This is a genomic window from Streptomyces sp. 8N706, assembly GCF_052245415.1.
GTDB lineage: Bacteria > Actinomycetota > Actinomycetes > Streptomycetales > Streptomycetaceae > Streptomyces.
Map to the genome: position 1 here is coordinate 1 of NZ_JBQQBW010000001.1, position 17,844 is coordinate 17,844.

At 68.5% G+C, this 17,844-nt stretch carries 18 protein-coding genes and 2 pseudogenes; 10 read left to right on the forward strand and 10 right to left on the reverse strand.

Annotated elements, in window-relative coordinates; all coding sequences use genetic code 11:
- The coding region (locus tag ACTWQE_RS00005; RefSeq protein ID WP_443326652.1) for a serine hydrolase domain-containing protein at positions 1–926 on the reverse strand (926 nt) is incomplete at its 3' end.
- Between the two features lie 117 nt (positions 927–1,043).
- On the opposite strand from ACTWQE_RS00005, the gene ACTWQE_RS00010 reads away from it, so the two are divergent.
- Both ACTWQE_RS00010 and trxA read left to right on the forward strand, forming a co-directional pair.
- On the forward strand, positions 1,044–1,463 hold the full coding sequence (locus ACTWQE_RS00010; RefSeq protein ID WP_443326828.1) for a MerR family transcriptional regulator: 420 nt from the start codon (positions 1,044–1,046) through the stop codon (positions 1,461–1,463).
- Entirely contained in the window at positions 1,460–1,822 is a 363-nt protein-coding gene (gene trxA, locus ACTWQE_RS00015; RefSeq protein ID WP_443326653.1) for a thioredoxin, read from the forward strand. Before ACTWQE_RS00010 ends, trxA begins: the two co-directional genes overlap by 4 nt.
- Before the next feature lie 250 nt (positions 1,823–2,072).
- Here the strand turns inward: trxA and ACTWQE_RS00020 are convergent, their stop codons facing one another.
- Positions 2,073–2,651 carry a helix-turn-helix domain-containing protein gene (locus ACTWQE_RS00020; RefSeq protein ID WP_443326654.1) on the reverse strand — a complete coding sequence of 193 codons (579 nt, stop codon included), beginning with the start codon at positions 2,649–2,651 and terminating at the stop codon, positions 2,073–2,075.
- A 109-nt stretch (positions 2,652–2,760) separates the two neighbouring features.
- On the opposite strand from ACTWQE_RS00020, the gene def reads away from it, so the two are divergent.
- From def to ACTWQE_RS00035, 3 genes and pseudogenes are all read left to right on the forward strand, one after another.
- The gene (def, locus tag ACTWQE_RS00025) at positions 2,761–3,423 is read left to right on the forward strand and encodes a peptide deformylase (protein WP_443326829.1); all 663 of its coding nucleotides are present in this window, start codon (positions 2,761–2,763) and stop codon (positions 3,421–3,423) included.
- Between the two features lie 241 nt (positions 3,424–3,664).
- Complete coding sequence (locus ACTWQE_RS00030) at positions 3,665–4,405, forward strand: dienelactone hydrolase family protein (RefSeq protein WP_443326655.1); 741 nt, start codon at positions 3,665–3,667, stop codon at positions 4,403–4,405.
- 248 nt (positions 4,406–4,653) lie between these two features.
- Positions 4,654–4,788: pseudogene (locus tag ACTWQE_RS00035) on the forward strand (TetR family transcriptional regulator); the annotation flags it as partial.
- A gap of 82 nt (positions 4,789–4,870) precedes the next feature.
- Here the strand turns inward: ACTWQE_RS00035 and ACTWQE_RS00040 are convergent.
- Positions 4,871–5,425 (reverse strand): helix-turn-helix domain-containing protein, encoded by a 555-nt coding sequence (locus ACTWQE_RS00040; RefSeq protein ID WP_443326656.1) that lies wholly within the window; start codon positions 5,423–5,425, stop codon positions 4,871–4,873.
- 453 nt (positions 5,426–5,878) lie between these two features.
- On the opposite strand from ACTWQE_RS00040, the gene ACTWQE_RS00045 reads away from it, so the two are divergent.
- Complete coding sequence (locus ACTWQE_RS00045; RefSeq protein ID WP_443326657.1) at positions 5,879–6,445, forward strand: dihydrofolate reductase family protein; 567 nt, start codon at positions 5,879–5,881, stop codon at positions 6,443–6,445.
- Positions 6,446–6,551: 106 nt separating this feature from the next.
- On the opposite strand, the gene dnaB is transcribed toward ACTWQE_RS00045, so the two are convergent.
- Positions 6,552–7,985: a replicative DNA helicase gene (gene dnaB, locus ACTWQE_RS00050; RefSeq protein WP_443326830.1), complete on the reverse strand. Its 1,434-nt coding sequence runs from the start codon at positions 7,983–7,985 to the stop codon at positions 6,552–6,554.
- Between the two features lie 526 nt (positions 7,986–8,511).
- On the opposite strand from dnaB, the gene ACTWQE_RS00055 reads away from it, so the two are divergent.
- The gene (locus ACTWQE_RS00055; protein WP_443326658.1) at positions 8,512–9,846 is read left to right on the forward strand and encodes an MATE family efflux transporter; all 1,335 of its coding nucleotides are present in this window, start codon (positions 8,512–8,514) and stop codon (positions 9,844–9,846) included.
- Positions 9,847–10,417: 571 nt separating this feature from the next.
- On the opposite strand, the gene rplI is transcribed toward ACTWQE_RS00055, so the two are convergent.
- The 4 genes from rplI to rpsF form a co-directional block, all read right to left on the reverse strand.
- Positions 10,418–10,864 carry a 50S ribosomal protein L9 gene (gene rplI / locus ACTWQE_RS00060; protein ID WP_443326659.1) on the reverse strand — a complete coding sequence of 149 codons (447 nt, stop codon included), beginning with the start codon at positions 10,862–10,864 and terminating at the stop codon, positions 10,418–10,420.
- 17 nt (positions 10,865–10,881) lie between these two features.
- The gene (gene rpsR / locus ACTWQE_RS00065) at positions 10,882–11,118 is read right to left on the reverse strand and encodes a 30S ribosomal protein S18 (RefSeq protein WP_003978893.1); all 237 of its coding nucleotides are present in this window, start codon (positions 11,116–11,118) and stop codon (positions 10,882–10,884) included.
- Positions 11,119–11,180: 62 nt separating this feature from the next.
- The gene (locus ACTWQE_RS00070) at positions 11,181–11,765 is read right to left on the reverse strand and encodes a single-stranded DNA-binding protein (protein WP_443326660.1); all 585 of its coding nucleotides are present in this window, start codon (positions 11,763–11,765) and stop codon (positions 11,181–11,183) included.
- 88 nt (positions 11,766–11,853) lie between these two features.
- Positions 11,854–12,144 (reverse strand): 30S ribosomal protein S6, encoded by a 291-nt coding sequence (gene rpsF / locus ACTWQE_RS00075; RefSeq protein ID WP_351509044.1) that lies wholly within the window; start codon positions 12,142–12,144, stop codon positions 11,854–11,856.
- A 264-nt stretch (positions 12,145–12,408) separates the two neighbouring features.
- On the opposite strand from rpsF, the gene ACTWQE_RS00080 reads away from it, so the two are divergent.
- From ACTWQE_RS00080 to ACTWQE_RS00090, 3 genes and pseudogenes are all read left to right on the forward strand, one after another.
- The gene (locus ACTWQE_RS00080) at positions 12,409–12,738 is read left to right on the forward strand and encodes a hypothetical protein (RefSeq protein ID WP_443326661.1); all 330 of its coding nucleotides are present in this window, start codon (positions 12,409–12,411) and stop codon (positions 12,736–12,738) included.
- A 148-nt stretch (positions 12,739–12,886) separates the two neighbouring features.
- A pseudogene (locus ACTWQE_RS00085) lies at positions 12,887–14,000 on the forward strand (lipid II:glycine glycyltransferase FemX).
- A 126-nt stretch (positions 14,001–14,126) separates the two neighbouring features.
- Positions 14,127–15,158 carry an alanine racemase gene (locus ACTWQE_RS00090; protein ID WP_443326662.1) on the forward strand — a complete coding sequence of 344 codons (1,032 nt, stop codon included), beginning with the start codon at positions 14,127–14,129 and terminating at the stop codon, positions 15,156–15,158.
- A 103-nt stretch (positions 15,159–15,261) separates the two neighbouring features.
- Here ACTWQE_RS00090 and ACTWQE_RS00095 read toward each other — a convergent pair whose 3' ends face one another.
- Together ACTWQE_RS00095 and ACTWQE_RS00100 are read right to left on the reverse strand one after the other, a co-directional pair.
- Positions 15,262–16,260 carry a BRO-N domain-containing protein gene (locus ACTWQE_RS00095; protein ID WP_443326663.1) on the reverse strand — a complete coding sequence of 333 codons (999 nt, stop codon included), beginning with the start codon at positions 16,258–16,260 and terminating at the stop codon, positions 15,262–15,264.
- Positions 16,261–16,330: 70 nt separating this feature from the next.
- On the reverse strand, positions 16,331–17,818 hold the full coding sequence (locus ACTWQE_RS00100; RefSeq protein ID WP_443326664.1) for a glycosyltransferase family 87 protein: 1,488 nt from the start codon (positions 17,816–17,818) through the stop codon (positions 16,331–16,333).
- Positions 17,819–17,844: the final 26 nt, after the last annotated feature.

Below are 17,844 nucleotides of genomic sequence, written 5' to 3' on the forward strand. Positions count from 1 at the left end.
TCCTCGGGGCTCGTCCACAGCGCGGCCAGGAAGCCGGGGAGCGAACCGGTGTGCCCGACCAGCGTCCGGCCGTCCCGGTGGAGCAGCTGGAGTCCGAGGCCGTAGCCCGCGTCCCAGCTGTCGCGGCCGGGCGCGGCGGCCGGGGTCCGCATCTCGGCGACCGACTCCGGGGCCAGCACCCGCGCGTCGCCGCCGATGAGGAACCGCGCCCAGCGTCCCAGATCGGCCGCCGTGGACCAGAGCTGGCCGGCGGGTGCCATCAGCCCCAGGTCCTCGGCCGGCTCGGGGAGCAGCACATCCGCCCAGGGGTGCACCGCCCAGCCGTGGGCGTGCGGAGCCTGCGGCCGTGCCGACGTACGGCCCATGCCCAGCGGCTCCAGCACCTCGCGTCGCAGCACCGCTTCCCACGGTTCGCCGCGCAGCTGCTCGATCAGGGAACCGAGCAGCGTATAGCCGGGGTTGGAGTAGTGGTGGACCCGGCCGACCGGGTGGCGGAACGGCTCCTCGCCCAGAACGTCGCTCAGTGCGGGGCGCAGCGTCCCCGCAGTGCGCTCCCACCATGGGCCGGGGGTCTCGGCCGCCAGGCCCGAGGTGTGGGCGAGCAGCTGGGCGATCGTGGCCTCGCCCGCCCCCGTGCCCGGCAGGTGCTTGTCCAGCGGGTCGGCGAGGTCCAGCAGGCCCTGGTCCCGCAGACGCAGGACGAGCACCGCCGTGAAGGTCTTGGTGAGGGAGCCGACGCGGTACTGGGTTTCGCCGTCGGGCTCCTGGCCGTCCACCGAGCCACGGGCCCCCGTCCACACCGGCCGTCCCTCCCGCACCACCGCCCCTACCAGGGACGGGGCGCGGCCCTGGGCCTGCGCGGTGGCGATCCGGTGACACAGGGCACGGCGGGTGTCGGGCAGCAGCTCTTCGAACGGCGCACTCATGGGGATCACTTCTACCGGTGCGCCCGTCGCGGCGCACCTCGTTCCCGCGCGCTGCAGCCGTACGGCTCTGGCCTTGACGTCGGCGTCAAGGTCTACCGTCGGAGCATGCGGACGCGGATGCGGATCGGTCAACTGGCGGAGCGAGCGGGTACGACCACCCGCACGCTCCGGTACTACGAGACCCGCGGTCTGCTCCGCGCAGAGCGCACCACGAACGGCTACCGGACGTACGGTGAAGAGCACCTGAGGCTCCTTCAGCAGATCCGTACCCTGCAGGCCTTCGGTTTCGGGCTCGAGGAGATCCGCCCGTTCGTCGAATGCCTCCAGGCCGGCCACCCGGCCGGGGACTCCTGCCCGGCCTCGCTGGAGGTGTACCGGAGGAAGCTGGCCGAGCTGGACGACGGCATCGCGCGGCTGCGGGAGGTACGAGCGCAGATCGGCGCCCAACTGGCCCGTGCGGAGCAGGAGCGCGCGGCCGCGGAGCCACGCTGCGCATTCACGGCACATCAGACAGAAGAAGGGGAGAAGAGCACATGACGACTCGGACACCGGGGAGGGCCTCGGGAGGAGTGTCGGCCGCGCTGCCGGCAGTCACCGACGCGACGTTCGCCGAGGAAGTACTGCAGTCAGAGATTCCGGTACTGGTGGATTTCACCGCTTCGGGGTGCGGGCCCTGCCGCATGATCGCCCCGGTTCTGGCGGACCTGGCCAGGGAGGAAAGTGACCGTCTCAAGGTGGTGCAGCTGGACGTCGACACGAACCCGCGGACCCCGGCCACGTACGGCGTGCTGTCGACGCCGACGCTCATCCTCTTCCGGTCGGGCGAACCCGTGAAGTCCCTGGTGGGCGCCCGCCCCAAGCGCCGTCTCCAAAAGGAGCTCGCGGACGCCCTGTGAGACCACCGGGTGGAGCTTGCGAGCCGGAGGGCATGAACCCCGTTAACGTGTCGGATCCGACACGGCTCCGACATCGCGGCGCGGATCCCGACACGGGATTCGGGATCCCAAAGGGCCTGTAGGTTCTCACCTTCCGCGTCACGCAAGGACGCGATGACCTGCACGTGTCCACCGTCTCCCGCCGTGGCATCTGCCCGCTGTCTCAGCTTCGTGGCATTTCCTCAAGTGAGCCGCGAAGCAGCCCTCGACCTCAGCCCGGGTCCCTCTCGTCTGTCGTGTGGGGAAGCAAGGGGAACAGCCGGGTGATGAGGGCCACCGGTCGGGCGCCGTCAGGCCGAGCAAGGGGGCGTTGTTCGCGGTCTTGGTAGGGGGCGAGCGCCCGTCGGATGGCGTCCGCGACCCGGCTCATCTCTTCGGGTGTCAGGTAGGCGACGGCGCTGAAGGCTTCGTCCTGGCGCCATTCGGTCGGCGCTTGGTCGCGTTGGGCGAGCCATCGCTGCCAGCTCTCGTCCTCCAGTCCTCGGGCCAAGTCGCCGAACTGCTCCTCCGCGGGTGCACCGGCGGTCAGGTTGTGCTGCCTCAGGCGCCAGGGGCGTGCGCGCCCGCTGCGGTGAGGGGCTTCCTCGATGTGTCCGTGGCGTGCGAGCTGCCGAAGGTGAAACGAGCAGAGCCCAGAGCTGTAGCCCAGTCGGGCGGCGGCTTCGGTCGCCGTGACGGTGCCGACTTCGGCGAGGAGATCCAGCAGGGAGGTGCGGACCTTGTGCTCGCGCAGTTCGTCGCCGGTGTCGCGTGTGTGATCGGGCGGGGTGTTGAGCTCGTCTTCAGTCACTTTGCAAAGCCTGCTACTTTGCAAAAATCTTGGCAAGCGGTTCCTGCTCGAACATCAGGCCGCGGTGATGTCCGTCGCGTATGTGGCGTGCGCAGAAGGGGAGACAGCGATGTCTGTTCGTCACGACCGGTCCCGTCCCGTCGACCGCCGGGTCCGTGTGCAGGGCCGGCCCGTCGACTCGTATCCGGCTCGGCCGCCGGAGGCGGAACGGGGTTCGGTGCGCCGGGTCACGGTGGTGGGTGAGGAGATCCTGAGCCGGCCGTGCCGGGAAGTGACCAAGTTCGGAACTCGGGAGCTGTCGGCGTTAATCGACGACATGTTCCTGACGATGTATGTGGCCGACGGTGCCGGCCTGGCTGCCAACCAGGTAGGTCTCGATCTGCGGCTGTTCGTGTATGACTGCCCGGACGACTACGGGATCAGGCATGTCGGCCACATCATCAACCCGGTTCTGGACCTGCCCGATCCGGGTAGCCGCCGACTCGTTGACGAATTCGAGGGCTGCCTGTCTGTGCCCGGTGCCGCCATGGCGGTTCCCCGCACCGATCGTGCCGTCGCTCGCGGGTTCGACAAGGCCGGCAACCCTCTCGTCATCGAGGGGATGGGTTACTTCGCCCGGTGTCTGCAACATGAGACCGATCACCTCGTCGGCCATACGTATCTCGACCGGCTCTCCAAGCGGGACCGCAAGGACGCACTGCGGCAGATGGAAGACCGCCGTGAGGAGGTCTTCGCGCAACGCGCAAGCAAGGCCGCCAGCTTGGGTCGGTGAGGCGTCGCCAGGGTAGTTCGTGTCAGAGGGCATCGCGCTGACCGCACCATTCCCAGCTGTTTCAAGCCGTGTCACCGCGTTTGTTCCTCAGCCTGGTGACTCTTCTTCGTCGCCTCGGCAGGGGGTCGTCGATGCGCATCTGAGCCTTCCACAGCGCCCAGCCACGGATCCACGCCCGCGCTGTTCTGCCGACGGTGAAGACCGGCCCGACCGGGCTCGACGATCACTACAGTCCAGTCTCATGACGACGGTCACCACGCGCACGGTCGAATACCCGGCCGACGGCCTGACGATGATCGGGCACCTCGCGCTCCCGGCCGGTGTCGACCGCCGGCCCGCGGTGCTGCTCGGACCAGAGGGCACGGGGCTCAGCGACGTCGAGCGCCGCCGGGCCGACGCCCTCGCCGAACTGGGGTACGTGGCGCTGGCCTTCGACCTCCACGGCGGGCGCTATTTGGGCGACCCCGAGGAGATGCTGGCCCGTTGCATGCCGCTGCTCGCCGACCCCGACCGGATGCGGGGCATCGGCCACGCGGCGCTCGACGTGTTGCGCGCCGAACCGCGGACCGACCCCGACCGGATCGCCGCCGTCGGCTACGGCACCGGGGGCGCAATCGGGCTGGAACTCGGGCGCGATGGCGTCAACCTGTGCGCGATCGGGACAGTCAACGCACTGACCACGGGCCGACCGGGCGAGGCGGCGCGCATTCGCTGCCCGGTGTGGGCCGGGGTCGGGTCGGAAGACCCCATCATGCCGCCCGCGCAACGGGACGCGTTCACCGCCGAGATGCAGGCCGCGGGCGTCGACTGGCGCCTCGTGGTCTACGGCGGAGCCCTTCACGCCTTCCACCACCCGCCGGTCGACCAGCCCGTGCTCCCCGGCGTCGGCTACCACCCACGGCACGCGCAGCGAGCCTGGCGCGACGTCGTCGACCTGCTCGCCGAGTGCCTACCCGTGCCGACCCGTAACGAAGTCAGCTAGATGTTGCGGGTAAGGGCTGCCATCGTCATGACACGACAGCGGAGAAAATGACACGGAGCCTGAGAACCTACAATGGCTGTAGCCTCTAGGCTTCGCTGTCAGGCGGCAGCCCTGTGACCTGCGGTTCTTCTCGTTGTCTCAGACCGTGTCGGTGAGATGCCGTCTCAGGAACCTGTCATTTCCTCAGCTCCGAGATCGAGGAGCCGGGCCCGAGCCGGAGAGCTGCCGGCCACCGCCCGACCTCCTTGCAGCCGGGCCCGGCCGGCGCCGCCCGCGCCTTGCGGGCCGCACTGCCAGAACAGACAGCCCTGAGCAGCGCTGAGCAGCACCTGCTCCGGGAGTGGCTGAACCGCCTCGCCTCCGACGGGTCGGGCCGAGTCTGAGAGCGCTACGTCCCGCCGCCGGAAGCTCCCGCTGCGGAAACGTCCCCTGACGAAGCGCTGACCTTTGGTTCGTCGCCTCGTCTCAGCCACTGTCCTCGGCGGATGGTCTCACTCTTGCTGTCCCTTTGCTCGGGCTCGTCTCTCTGATCGCGGCGATCGCTTTGACTCCGAGAGGAGTGAGTTGCATAGGGCGGCCTCGTTGGAAACGAGTGCGAAGGGGACCACCAAGTTCCCGTTCGACTCTGAGGACTTGAGTGACCAGGACTGTTGGGCGAATCCGGAGCTCTGCAGCTGCTGCACTCAAGGTGGGGTACTCCGCTGCGGCTGCGAAGCGGGCGAGCCGTTCCCATGCGTTGGCGCCGGTGAGGGCGGGCCGCAGGATTTCGGGGACAGCCGTGGCAAGGACCTTGGCCTGCAGCGCGTCGGAGTGGCTCGTGCCGCCACGGGGACGCAGAGCAATGCCCAGATCTTGGGCCTGTCGATGCATGTTCGCGGCGCTCATGCCCTTGTCGTGGGCGAGGTCTGTCAGGGTGGGCCCGTGGCCGACGTACTGCGCCTGCAGCCATTCCCGCGAGACAAGCTGAGGCTTTCGGGGGTTGCGGGGCAGGTCGTATCCCTTGGTGGCCACTTTGGTCATGGCTCGGTTCGTTCCACGATCAGGTCGGGGAACGCCGCTGTACAGATCGAGACCGAGATCGGCACTGCTGCGGGCGAACGGTCAGACAGGAGTTCGTCTTTTCGTCTTACTGCCCTGTCCCTTGGGCCAGAAAAGGGCCATCGTCAATGAGAAAGAGACTGCGGAAAAGCGAGCCTACAAGCCGGTGTAGGTCTCGCCGCTCGTGACATGTCGATCTTGCGTGACCTGGGCGTTCTTGGCTGTCTCACGGCCTTGTCACCCATGATCAGTCTCAAATCCGTGGCATTTCCTCGCGAGGGCGAGGTCGAGATCAGGCGGCTTGCCCGTGTCGGCCGAGTACACCACGCTGAGCCCCGAGCACGAGGACTACCGGCGAGCCCAGATCGCGCACCGATGAGCTTCCCGAGCCGCGCTGGTCTATACGCCGGACACCCACGGACGGAAGGCTGGGCCATGCGGAAACTGATCTACGGCATGAACCTGACCCTGGACGGCTACATCGCCGCGGCCGGCGACGACATCGGCTGGAGCGGACCGCCGAGCGACGAGCTGTTCCAGTGGTGGCTCGACCACGAGCAGGCGAGTGGCCTGTCGCTGTATGGGCGCAAGCTATGGGAGACGATGAGCTCCTACTGGCCGACCGGCGACCAGCAGCCCAACGCCACCCCGGCGGAGATCGAGTTCGCGCGGAACTGGCGGGACACGCCGAAGGTGGTGTTCTCCTCGACGATCGACAAGGTCGACTGGAACACCCGCCTGGTCACCGGCGACGCGATCGCCGAGATCACCCGGCTCAAGGCCGAGGACGGCGACCCAATGAACATCGGCGGCGCAACGCTCGCCGGGGCAGCCATGCGCGCCGGGCTGATCGACGAGTACGCGATCGCCGCCTATCCGGTCCTGGTGGGCAGCGGCACGCCGTTCTTCACCGCGCTGGACAGCTGGGTGAACCTGAACCTCCTGGAGACGCGGACGTTTCCCGGCGGCGTGGTCCTGACCAGGTACGAGACGAGGCGCTGAGCAGCAGCACCCACGCGCTAGTCTCACGGTGATGTCGTATACGACATCGGTACGACACGGCCCGTGAGATTACGACATCAGCCGCGAGACCCTACAAAGCCGGCGGTCAGGTCTGGGCCATGTCCACGAAACGGGAGTAGTGGCCCTGGAAGGCCACCGTGATCGTCGCGGTCGGGCCGTTACGGTGCTTCGCCACAATCAGGTCCGCCTCGCCCGCGCGCGGCGACTCCTTCTCGTAGGCGTCCTCCCGGTGCAGCAGGATGACCATGTCGGCGTCCTGCTCGATCGAACCGGATTCACGCAGGTCCGAGACCATCGGCTTCTTGTCCGTCCGCTGCTCCGGGCCACGGTTCAGCTGTGACAGGGCGATGACCGGGACCTCGAGCTCCTTGGCCAGAAGCTTGAGGTTCCGCGACATGTCCGAGACCTCCTGCTGGCGGCTCTCGGGGCGTCTGGCACCACCGGACTGCATCAGCTGGAGGTAGTCGATGACGACCAGTTGCAGGTCGTTGCGCTGTTTCAGACGACGGCACTTGGCGCGGATCTCCATCATCGACAGGTTCGGCGAATCGTCGATGTAGAGCGGAGCCGCGGACACATCCGGCATACGGCGGGCGAGCCGCGTCCAGTCCTCGTCGGTCATGCTGCCCGACCGCATGTGGTGCAGGGCCACCCGTGCCTCGGCCGAGAGCAGTCGCATCGCGATCTCGTTGCGCCCCATTTCGAGGGAGAAGATCACACTTGGCATATTGCTCTTGATCGAACAGGCTCGGGCGAAGTCCAGTGCCAGCGTGGACTTTCCCATCGCGGGGCGGGCCGCGATGACGATCATCTGGCCGGGGTGCAGTCCGTTCGTCAGCGAGTCCAGATCCGTGAAGCCTGTGGGCACACCGGACATCTGGCCGCTGCGTGACCCGATCGCCTCGATCTCGTCGAGCGCGCCCTCCATGATGTCGCCGAGCGGGAGGTAGTCCTCGCTGGTCCGCTGCTCGGTGACGGCATAGATCTCGGCCTGTGCGCTGTTGACGATCTCGTCCACATCGCCGTCGGCCGCGTATCCCATCTGTGTGATGCGGGTGCCCGCCTCGACGAGCCGGCGCAGCACCGCGCGCTCATGGACGATCTCGGCGTAGTACTCGGCGTTGGCCGCCGTCGGGACCGACTGCACCAGAGTGTGCAGATACGAGGCGCCCCCGACGCGGGTGATCTCACCGCGCTTGGTCAGTTCCGCGGCAACCGTGATCGGGTCGGCGGGCTCCCCCTTGGCGTAGAGGTCGAGGATCGCCTGGTAGACGGTCTCGTGCGCGGGGCGGTAGAAGTCGTTCCCCTTGAGGACCTCCACCACATCGGCGATGGCGTCCTTGGAGAGCAGCATGCCGCCCAGCACGGACTGCTCGGCGTCGAGGTCCTGCGGTGGTACGCGTTCGAAGCCCGAGCCCCCTGACCAGTCCTCGCGGCCCGGGGCCTGCCGGTCGGCCCTTCCGCGCTCGCCGCCGCCGCGGGGTGAGCGGGAGGCCGGAAGGCGGTCACCCGGGCCCATGTCCGCCGCCCAGGGATCTTCCGTGTCCTGCTGACTCACCCCGACACCTCCTCCCGTCCGCGACGCGCGCCCTGCCGGGCCCGGCGTACACCCGGCTCCCCCGTGCCGTGTCCTTCTTACGGCACGGCTCTGACACATAAGACGCCCGGCTCCGGGTCCGGCGCGTCGAGTTCACTGGGGTGTCGAGGGCCGGAACGGGCGGCGGGCGCCGCACCACGGTAGGCCCGCCGCCACCGTCAGCCAAGATGGTTATCCACAGGCCGTGTGGATGAGTGGACCCAGCCTGTGGAGAAGCCCGCCAAACCTGTGCACAGTCCGGGGGAAAGCGCTGTGGACAAACAGACGATCGCCCCACGATCACCGTCCTGACCTGCAAGGTTCCCATCCACCGGCTGTGCAGAAGAAAAACTTCCACCAGTGACTCAAGATCGCGACAAACGGCGCAGAGAAGATCGCCCCACCGAGCACCAGGTAAGGGATGAAGCACGATTGTGTCTCTTACCTGTGGAAGATTACATTGGAGCCCATGACGCAGGCTCCCGCGACCGCGAAACGCAGCAGACGCCACGATCGCGAGATCGTCGCACTCGCGCTGCCCGCCTTCGGCGCACTCGTCGCGGAACCCCTCTTCGTCATGGTCGACAGCGCGATCGTCGGCCACCTCGGCACCCCGCAACTGGCCGGCCTCGGTATCGCGGCCGCCATGCTGGTGACCGCTGTCAACGTCTTCGTCTTCCTCGCCTATGCCACGACCGCGGCCGTCGCGCGGCGTGTCGGTGCGGGCGATCTCCAGGCGGCGATCCGCCAGGGCATGGACGGCATCTGGCTCGCCCTGCTCCTCGGCATCGCCGTCGTCGCCGCGGGCCTTCCCGCCTCCCCCGCACTCGTCGACCTCTTCGGTGCCTCCGACACCGCGGCCCCGTATGCAGTGACCTATCTGCGGATCAGCGCCCTGGGGATCCCGGCGATGCTGGTCGTGCTGGCCGCCACCGGAATCCTGCGGGGCCTCCAGGACACGCGCACCCTCCTGTACGTCGCGGTCGGAGGCTTCGCCGCCAACGCCGCACTGAATGCGGGGCTCGTCTACGGCGCCGGGCTCGGCATCGCCGGCTCCGCCTGGGGCACGGTCATCGCCCAGTGCGGGATGGCCGCGGCGTACCTCACCGTCGTGGTGCGAGGAGCGAAGAAGCACGGCGCCTCCCTGCGCCCCGACGCGGCGGGCATCCGTGCCAGCGCCCAGGCCGGGGCGCCGCTCCTGGTCCGTACGCTGTCGCTGCGCGCCATCCTGCTGATTGCGACGACAGTCGCCGCCCGGCTCGGGGACCCCGAAGTCGCCGCGCACCAGGTCGTCCTCACTCTCTGGTCGCTGCTGGCGTTCGCGCTGGATGCCATCGCCATCGCCGGACAGGCCATCATCGGGCGCTACCTGGGGGCCGAGGACGTGGCCGGAGCGAAGGCCGCCTGCCGGCGCATGGTCGAGTGGGGCATCGCGGCAGGGCTGGTACTGGGACTGCTGGTGGTACTCGCCCGGCCGTTGATCCTGCCGATCTTCACCAGTGACCCTGCCGTACACGAACTGCTGCTTCCGGCACTCCTGGTGGTTGCCTGCGCCCAGCCGGTCTCGGGCGTGGTCTTCGTCCTGGACGGCGTACTGATGGGGGCGGGAGACGGGCCGTACCTGGCGTGGGCGATGATCGCGACCCTGGCGGTCTTCGCACCCGTGGCCCTCGCCGTGCCGAGCCTCGGAGGTGGACTCACCGCGCTGTGGTGGGTCATGGGGCTGATGATGGCGGTCCGTCTGCTCACCCTCGCGGTCAGGGCCCGCTCGGGCCGCTGGATCGTCACCGGCGCCACGCGCTGACCGGTCGCCCGGGCCGGACGCGCTCTACGAGGCCGGGGTTCCCGGCACACGAGTCCGCGACGTACGGGTGCCGAGCCGTCGGCGCGAGCGCCGTTCCTGCCTCGGCGGCGGCCATCAGCCTACGCCGTCGAAGACACCGTCCCTGCCACGGTCCGCTCCCGCCCAACGACCGCATCAATCAGGGAGGCGAGGCTCGGAGTGGAGCACCGTCGAGCGTGACTGGGGCCGGGCGCCTCCGGCCGGGGGCTGGGAAGTCGGGCTCCGGTCCCGTGCTGGAGCCGGGGCTCGGGTTCAGGCCCGCGGCCTCGGCCGCGCGTCACGCTGGGAACTGGGCCTCAGCGCTGGAGCTCGGGGTGGAGCCAGGGCCCGGGTTCAGGCCCGCGGCCTCCGCCGGGCATCAGGCTGGGAGGGCGGGCTGACGTGGGGCTCGGCTGCGCGTCGGGCTTCGGGCCGCGGCGGCCGACTGTGCTGGTCCGCCGCGGCCCGAAGCACGAGCGACCGGTCCGACGTGTAACGCGCACGGCGAAGGGCCGCACCCGGAGGTGCGGCCCTTCGATACGAGCGCAGCGAATTACGCGGCGACGACCTCGACGCCGACCTTGGCGGCGACATCGGCGTGCAGACGCACGGACACCTGGTGCGAGCCAAGGGTCTTGATCGGCGAGCCGAGCTCGATACGGCGCTTGTCCACGTCCGGACCGCCGGCGGCCTTGATCGCCGAGGCGATGTCGGCCGGGGTGACGGAGCCGAAGAGACGGCTGGCCTCACCCGAGCGGGTGGCCAGTCGCACCTTCACGTTCTCGAGCTGGGCCTTGACCTCGTTGGCCTGCTCGATCGTGGCGATCTCGCGGATCTTGCGACCGCGGCGGATCTGCTCGACGTCCTTCTCGCCACCCTTGGTCCAGCGGATCGCGAAACCACGCGGGACCAGGTAGTTGCGAGCGTAGCCGTCCTTGACGTCCACGACGTCGCCGGCGGTGCCGAGGCCGGAGACCTCGTGCGTGAGGATGATCTTCATGATTCGGTCATCCTCCCTTAGCGAGCCGTCGAGGTGTAGGGCAGCAGCGCCATCTCTCGGCTGTTCTTCACGGCCGTGGCGACATCGCGCTGGTGCTGGGTGCAGTTGCCGGTGACCCGGCGGGCACGGATCTTGCCGCGGTCGGAAATGAACTTCCGCAGCAGGTTCGTGTCCTTGTAGTCGACGTAGGAGATCTTCTCCTTGCAGAACACGCAAACCTTCTTCTTAGGCTTGCGAGCAGGCGGCTTCGCCATTGTCTCTCTCCAGTGTGATCAAGAAGTTTGTGCTGGTCGCCCGACCAGACCGCGGTCGCGGCCTAGAAGGGCGGCTCGTCCGAGTAGCCACCGCCGGAGCCGGAGCCGCCGCCCCAGCCACCGCCGCCACCGCCCTGCTGGCCACCGCCGGCCGGCGCACTGGTGGCCCACGGGTCGTCGGCGGGAGCACCGCCGCCGCCCTGCTGGCCGCCACCGGGGCCGCCGCCCCAGCCGCCGCCACCCTGGCCGCCACCGCCGCCGTATCCACCCTGGCCACCACGGCCGGTGGTCTTGGTGACCTTGGCCGTGGCATTGCGCAGGCTGGCGCCGACCTCGTCGACATCCAGCTCGTAGACCGTGCGCTTGACGCCCTCGCGGTCCTCATAGGACCGCTGCTTCAGCCGGCCCTGCACGATGACGCGCATACCGCGCTGGAGCGACTCGGCGACGTTCTCCGCCGCCTGACGCCACACCGAGCACGTGAGGAAGAGGCTCTCGCCGTCCTTCCACTCGTTGGTCTGGCGGTCGAAGGTGCGGGGAGTGGACGCGACGCGGAACTTCGCGACCGCCGCACCGGACGGGGTGAAGCGCAGCTCGGGGTCGTCGACGAGATTGCCGACGACCGTGATGACGGTCTCGCCTGCCATGGGTGAACCTCTCGGCGGGTGTGCTGCTTGGCTGCTTGCTACTCGAACCCGGTTACCGCTGAACCCTCAGTCGTCGAGGACTGAGATGTCAGTGGGTCTCGGGACGGAGGACCTTGGTCCGGAGGACCGACTCGTTCAGGTTCATCTGACGGTCGAGCTCCTTGACGACACCAGGCTCGGCCTGGAGGTCGATGACCGAGTAGATGCCCTCGGGCTTCTTGTTGATCTCGTACGAGAGACGACGACGGCCCCAGGTGTCGACCTTCTCCACCTTTCCATTGCCCTCACGGACAACGGAAAGGAAGTTCTCGATCAGCGGGGAGACAGCGCGCTCCTCGAGATCGGGGTCGAGGATGACCATCACCTCGTAGTGACGCATGTTGAACCCACCTCCTCTGGACTCAGCGGCCACGGTCTTTCCGTGGCAGGAGGGTCGTGATGCGTAGCAAAGGTATCGGCTGCCACTGACAGCCGGTGCCAGTCCCGGTCGGGGCCGGCATGTGGCCTGGACAGACACCAGTGCAGACCGTACAGAGTACCTGCATCGAGCCTTCCGGTTGAAATCCGGACTCGGATGGCCGCAATCTGTACACATCGGGTGTGTGCGGCGCTACAGTACGCCGCTTATCGCCAGGAGGTACCCATGGCGCAACCAGTCCGACAACACCGCGGTCCTCTCTCCACCCTGAGCTCTGTCCTCAACAGCGACGGCAAGGCGCATCCCGTGGAGAACACCTTCGTGGCCGCGACCCTGGTGCTCGGTGCGGTCGCCTTCATCACGGCACAGTTCGACAGCCTCCATCTGGTCAGTTCCTGGACCGGCCTGGTCGGCGTCCTGTCCGGGTCATGGGGACAGATGATCTCGGTGACCACGGGTGAGCGCTTCCTTCTGGTCATTGGGCTCGGCGCGGCCGCGGTCGGCTTCTTCCTCGGCATGGCCCACGGCGGCCTCTTCGGCGGGGTACTCGGTTAGAGCGGCGTACTCGGCTGGCGAGGGTTCCCGGAGGGGCGCGGGACGTCGAAGGACCGTCCCCAGGAGGGCACAGACCTTGGCGCAGTAGGCTTCCCGGCGAGAGCCGGAGCCCCGACCCTGGGGACAAACCTGCCGAGGAGCGCCCCGCATGAGCTTGACCCTGAGGACCATCAGCCGTGAGCAGCATCTGGCGTACATCCAGAGCCTGCCCGCGGCGAGCCACATGCAGGTCCCGGCATGGGCCGACGTCAAGGCGGAGTGGCGCTCCGAGAACCTCGGCTGGTTCGACAAGAACGGTGAACTGGTCGGTGCGGGCCTGGTGCTCTACCGGCAGCTGCCCAGGATCAAGCGCTATCTCGCTTATATGCCCGAGGGGCCGGTCATCAACTGGTTCTCCCCGAACCTCGAGGACTGGCTGCAGCCCATGCTGGCCCATCTCAAGCAGCAGGGCGCCTTCTCCGTGAAGATGGGTCCGCCGGTGGTCATCCGTCGGTGGGATGCCGGAGCGATCAAGTCGGGCATCCAGAATCCGGATGTGAAGCGACTGCGCGATGTCGAGGCCACCCACATCGAGCCCCGTGCCTTCGAGGTCGCGGACCGGCTTCGCCGGATGGGCTGGCAGCAGGGCGAGGACGGCGGCGCCGGATTCGGCGATGTGCAGCCCCGCTACGTCTTCCAGGTACCGCTGGAGAACCGCTCTCTCGAGGACGTGCACAAGGGCTTCAACCAGCTGTGGCGTCGCAATATCAAGAAGGCCGAGAAGGCGGGCGTCGAGGTCGTCCAGGGGGGCTACGACGACCTGGCCGAGTGGCAGCGGCTCTACGAGATCACCGCCGAGCGCGACCAGCCCTCGGCCGCTCGGCTACTTCCAGCGGATGTGGAAGGCCCTCAACGCCGAGGACCCCAACCGGATGCGGCTCTACTTCGCCACGCACGAGGGCGAGGCCGTCGCGGCCGCCACCATGCTGATCGTGGGCGGCCACGTCTGGTACTCCTATGGCGCCTCCGCCAACCACAAGCGCGAGGTCAGGCCCTCGAACGCGATGCAGTGGCGCATGCTGCGCGACGCCTACGCGCTCGGAGCGAGCGTCTACGACCTGCGCGGCATCAGCGACTCCCTCGACGAGAACGACCACCTCTTCGGGCTGATCCAGTTCAAGGTCGGCACCGGAGGGCAGGCTGCCGAGTACCTCGGCGAATGGGACTTCCCCCTCAACAAGGTGCTGCACAAGGCGCTCGACTTCTACATGTCGCGCCGCTGACGGCCCCGGTACGAACGCCCCCGACGTCCCCGACTCCGACGCTCCCGACCCCGACTTCACTGTCGCCCACGTTCTCTGCTTCATACCTCCTATACACCGCAGATACGAGAGAGGTTCCGGACCGCCATGGCGCTCACCCTCTACGTCGACACCACGCGCTGGCGGGCGCATCACCAGTCGGTGATCCAGCAGTTCCCGGGGCTCGTCCCGGTCTGCAAGGGCAACGGCTACGGCTTCGGCCACGAGCGCCTCGCCGAGGAAGTCACCCGCTTCCGATCCGACATCATCGCGGTCGGGACGACGTACGAAGCCGCCCGGATGAAGGACTACTTCGGCGGCGATCTGCTGGTTCTCACCCCCTTCCGCCGCGGCGAGGAACCGGTGCCACTGCCCGACCGGGTGATCCGCTCGGTGTCATCCGTCGAGGGTGTGCACGGACTGGTGGGGGCGCGCGTCGTCATCGAGGTCATGAGCAGCATGAAGCGGCACGGCGTGAGCGAGCACGACCTGCCCATGCTGCACGCGGCGATCGAGGACGTACGTCTGGAGGGCTTCGCCCTCCACCTCCCGCTGGACCGGACGGACGGCTCCGACGCGGTCGAGGAGGTCATCACCTGGATGGACCGTCTTCGCGCCGCCCGTCTGCCGCTGCACACGATGTTCGTCAGCCATCTCCAGGCCGAAGAACTCGCCCGCCTCCAGCAGCAGTTCCCGCAGACCCGCTTCCGGGCACGGATCGGCACCCGGCTGTGGCTCGGCGACCACGACGCCACCGAGTACCGGGGTGCAGTCCTGGACGTCACGCGGGTCGCGAAGGGTGACCGCTTCGGCTACCGCCAGCAGCGGGCAGCCTCGGACGGCTACCTGGTGGTCGTGGCCGGCGGTACATCCCATGGTGTGGGTCTGGAGGCCCCGAAGGCCCTGCACGGCGTGATGCCGCGCGCCAAGGGCGTGGCCCGGGCCGGTCTGGCGACCGTCAACCGCAATCTCTCGCCCTTCGTCTGGGCCGGCAAACAGCGCTGGTTCGCCGAACCACCGCACATGCAGGTCTCCATCCTGTTCGTGCCCAGCGATGCCCCCGAGCCGAAGGTCGGGGAGGAACTGGTGGCCCATCTCCGGCACACCACGACCCAGTTCGACCGCGTGGTCGACCGGTAGGACCTGGCCGGACGAGCGCCCGTTCCGGACGGGACGTACTCCGGAGAGACGGGCCCCTGACGAGACGGCCCGGAGCCGCCGCGGCGCGACTCCGGGTCCTTTCTCATGGCCGGTGCGGCCGGCCCAGCACGTACACCGGCGTGCCCTCCGCCGTCACTCCCGACTGCCGGATGCAGCCCGTCTCCAGCAGCACGCACAGGCCGTCGCATACGCGGTCGGCCGAGAGCCCGGTCCGGGCGGCGATCGACTCCGGGGTGCGGCTGAGCTGTCCCCACGCCACCATCAACGGCACGATGTGCAGCGCCACGGCCAGAACCTCATCCGTGAGGGCGCACCTCGTCCTCCAGTCCGCCAGCACCGCCTCGGCGGACACCTCGGGCCGCCGGGGCCCGGACTCGCGCTCCCGCTCGGGCCCCGCGGACCGGGCCCGCATACGCTCGGCGATCCGCTCCAGCGAGTCCGCGATCCGTGCCATGGAGCGCACCAGGTCAAGCTGCGCGTCGACGCTCTCCCGCCGGGGGCACACCACGTCCCGCCGCACTGCGGCCAACTCCTCGTCGAGCCGTGCGTTCCGCTCCTCGACAGCGGCGATCATGTCGATCACCGCATCGGGCATGGCATAGAACGGCAGTCCACGGGACGTACCCCAGCGCGGCCGCGGCTGCACCTCGGACTCGGCCAGGGCGTAGGAGCCGTCCCGCTGCACCATGAGGACGACCTCGGAGACCCAGCGCTTGAACAGCTCGGCCTCGGGCTTGGCGCAGCCGTTGACGAGCGTGATGAGTCCCTGAAGATCCACCATCGTCGTCGACTTCCTGAGCCCTCGGCCGGCCAGGTTGAGGAAGGTATCGCTCCCGTCGACGGTCCGTGCCAGCTCCTCGAGGGTGGCGGCGTGCTCGACCGGCACCTGCCGGGCGAAGACCGCCACCGGTGTGTCCGTGTAGCCCAGGACACGCGCCAGGTCGGCGGCGGGGAACCAGTGCCGGCCGCCCGGCATGGTCAGCCTGCGGATTCGTGCGCCCGTCGCCGCGTAGACGAAATCGCCGATGTCGATGGCTTCGCGCGCGCTCGCTCCGATCGACGATTCACCGTGTTCGCTCATGGCGAAGCACCACCTCCGCCGCGCACCTTAAGTGACGACAGAAGTGAACTTCACCCACAACTGTGGAAGTTCACTCCATAGATGCTGAATGCGCCGTTCCGTGCCGTTGAACTCCCCACTGCACGTACGTCCCTTCGCCATAGTGCGCGGCGTGCCGTGCGTGCCGCCGGTGCCCGAGGACGAACACGTCGGGGGCCCCGTCCAGGACGCCGCCCGAAGGATCGTCCGAGCCGTCTCGCCGCACCACGTCCCGCTCCGGCAGCAGCACGTCCCGTACCACCACGGCGCACAGATACAGGGTTCCCAGCAGATGGATCAGGATCGCGAGCTGGTAGCCCTCCGTCGGCAACCCTTGGTGTTTGTCCCCGCTGGAGGTGTACGCGAGGTACATCCAGATCCCGAGGAAGTACATGACCTCGCAGGCCTGCCAGATCAGGAAGTCCCGCCACCGCGGGCGCGCCAGTGCGGCGAGGGGGATCAGCCACAGAACGTACTGCGGCGAGTACACCTTGTTCACCAGGATGAAGACGGAGACGACCAGGAAGGCCAGCTGTGCGAAGCGCGGGCGACGGGGGGCGGAGAGGGCCAGGGCCGCGATACCGGCACACAGCAGCAGCGTGAGCGCGGTGGCCCAGGCGTTCGCACCCTCCAGGGGATCGCCCGTGCGCTGCGAAATGATCAGCCAGAACGAGCCGAAGTCGACCGGGCGCTCCTGGCTGAAGATATAGAACTTCTTCCATCCCTCCGGTGCGAGCGCCATCACTGGCCCATTCACCACGAGCCAGGCGACGACCGCCCCGCCCGCGGCAGTGCCGAACGTCCGCCAGCGCCCAGCCCGCCAGCACAGCACGAACAGCGGTCCGAGCAGCAGCGCCGGATAGAGCTTGGCGGCGGTCGCCAGACCGATCAGCACCCCCGTGGCGAGCGGGCGGCTGCGCGACCACATCAGCAGCGCGGCCGCGGTCAGCGCGACGGCGAGGAGGTCCCAGTTGATCGTTGCCGTGAGCGCGAAGGCAGGAGCGAGGGCGACGAGCAGCGCGTCCCAGGGGCGGCGCCGGTGCGTGCGCGCCACACAGACGGCGACGATCGCAGTGCAGATCAGCAGCATGCCCGCGTTGACCAGCCAGTAGATCTGCTCACGGTCCTGGAGGCCGCCGCCGTCCGGGACCGGCCAGGAGGCGGCCTCCATGAAGAGCCCTGTGAGGACCGGATACTCCAGATACTCCATGTCTCCGGGCAGCCGGTCGAAGTACGGGACCAGGCCGTCCGCGAAGCCGCGTGCCTTGTAGAGATGCGGAATGTCCGAGTAACACGCGTGTGTGTACTGGCTGCCCGCCCCGAAGAACCAGCCGCCGTTGTAGCACGGCAGCTTCTGCACCATTCCCAGCGCAAACATCCCGATGGCCACGAGTGCGATGATCCGCACCGGTGTCCACCAGCCCGCGCCGAGCAGCGCGCGACGGCCGACCGGTCCGCCGATCAGCTCGCTGCCGGCGGCGGCGACCTTGTCCTGGACCGTGGGCCGTGCGGGCCGCCGGTCCTCGTGCACGCTCGTCATGGGGCACATCCTGCCGCACGCGACCG

What these genes read in the sequence shown, in the direction of transcription:
- ACTWQE_RS00080 (WP_443326661.1), top strand. Translation starts at nt 12,409, where the DNA reads ATGGCGCAACCAGTCCGACAACACCGCGGTCCTCTCTCCACCCTGAGC.
- rpsF (WP_351509044.1), bottom strand. Translation starts at nt 12,144, where the DNA reads ATGCGTCACTACGAGGTGATGGTCATCCTCGACCCCGATCTCGAGGAG.
- def (WP_443326829.1), top strand. Translation starts at nt 2,761, where the DNA reads ATGTCTGTTCGTCACGACCGGTCCCGTCCCGTCGACCGCCGGGTCCGT.
- rpsR (WP_003978893.1), bottom strand. Translation starts at nt 11,118, where the DNA reads ATGGCGAAGCCGCCTGCTCGCAAGCCTAAGAAGAAGGTTTGCGTGTTC.
- trxA (WP_443326653.1), top strand. Translation starts at nt 1,460, where the DNA reads ATGACGACTCGGACACCGGGGAGGGCCTCGGGAGGAGTGTCGGCCGCG.
- rplI (WP_443326659.1), bottom strand. Translation starts at nt 10,864, where the DNA reads ATGAAGATCATCCTCACGCACGAGGTCTCCGGCCTCGGCACCGCCGGC.
- ACTWQE_RS00040 (WP_443326656.1), bottom strand. Translation starts at nt 5,425, where the DNA reads ATGACCAAAGTGGCCACCAAGGGATACGACCTGCCCCGCAACCCCCGA.
- ACTWQE_RS00100 (WP_443326664.1), bottom strand. Translation starts at nt 17,818, where the DNA reads ATGACGAGCGTGCACGAGGACCGGCGGCCCGCACGGCCCACGGTCCAG.
- ACTWQE_RS00070 (WP_443326660.1), bottom strand. Translation starts at nt 11,765, where the DNA reads ATGGCAGGCGAGACCGTCATCACGGTCGTCGGCAATCTCGTCGACGAC.
- dnaB (WP_443326830.1), bottom strand. Translation starts at nt 7,985, where the DNA reads ATGGGCCCGGGTGACCGCCTTCCGGCCTCCCGCTCACCCCGCGGCGGC.
- ACTWQE_RS00095 (WP_443326663.1), bottom strand. Translation starts at nt 16,260, where the DNA reads ATGAGCGAACACGGTGAATCGTCGATCGGAGCGAGCGCGCGCGAAGCC.
- ACTWQE_RS00010 (WP_443326828.1), top strand. Translation starts at nt 1,044, where the DNA reads ATGCGGATCGGTCAACTGGCGGAGCGAGCGGGTACGACCACCCGCACG.
- ACTWQE_RS00030 (WP_443326655.1), top strand. Translation starts at nt 3,665, where the DNA reads ATGACGACGGTCACCACGCGCACGGTCGAATACCCGGCCGACGGCCTG.
- ACTWQE_RS00055 (WP_443326658.1), top strand. Translation starts at nt 8,512, where the DNA reads ATGACGCAGGCTCCCGCGACCGCGAAACGCAGCAGACGCCACGATCGC.
- ACTWQE_RS00045 (WP_443326657.1), top strand. Translation starts at nt 5,879, where the DNA reads ATGCGGAAACTGATCTACGGCATGAACCTGACCCTGGACGGCTACATC.
- ACTWQE_RS00090 (WP_443326662.1), top strand. Translation starts at nt 14,127, where the DNA reads ATGGCGCTCACCCTCTACGTCGACACCACGCGCTGGCGGGCGCATCAC.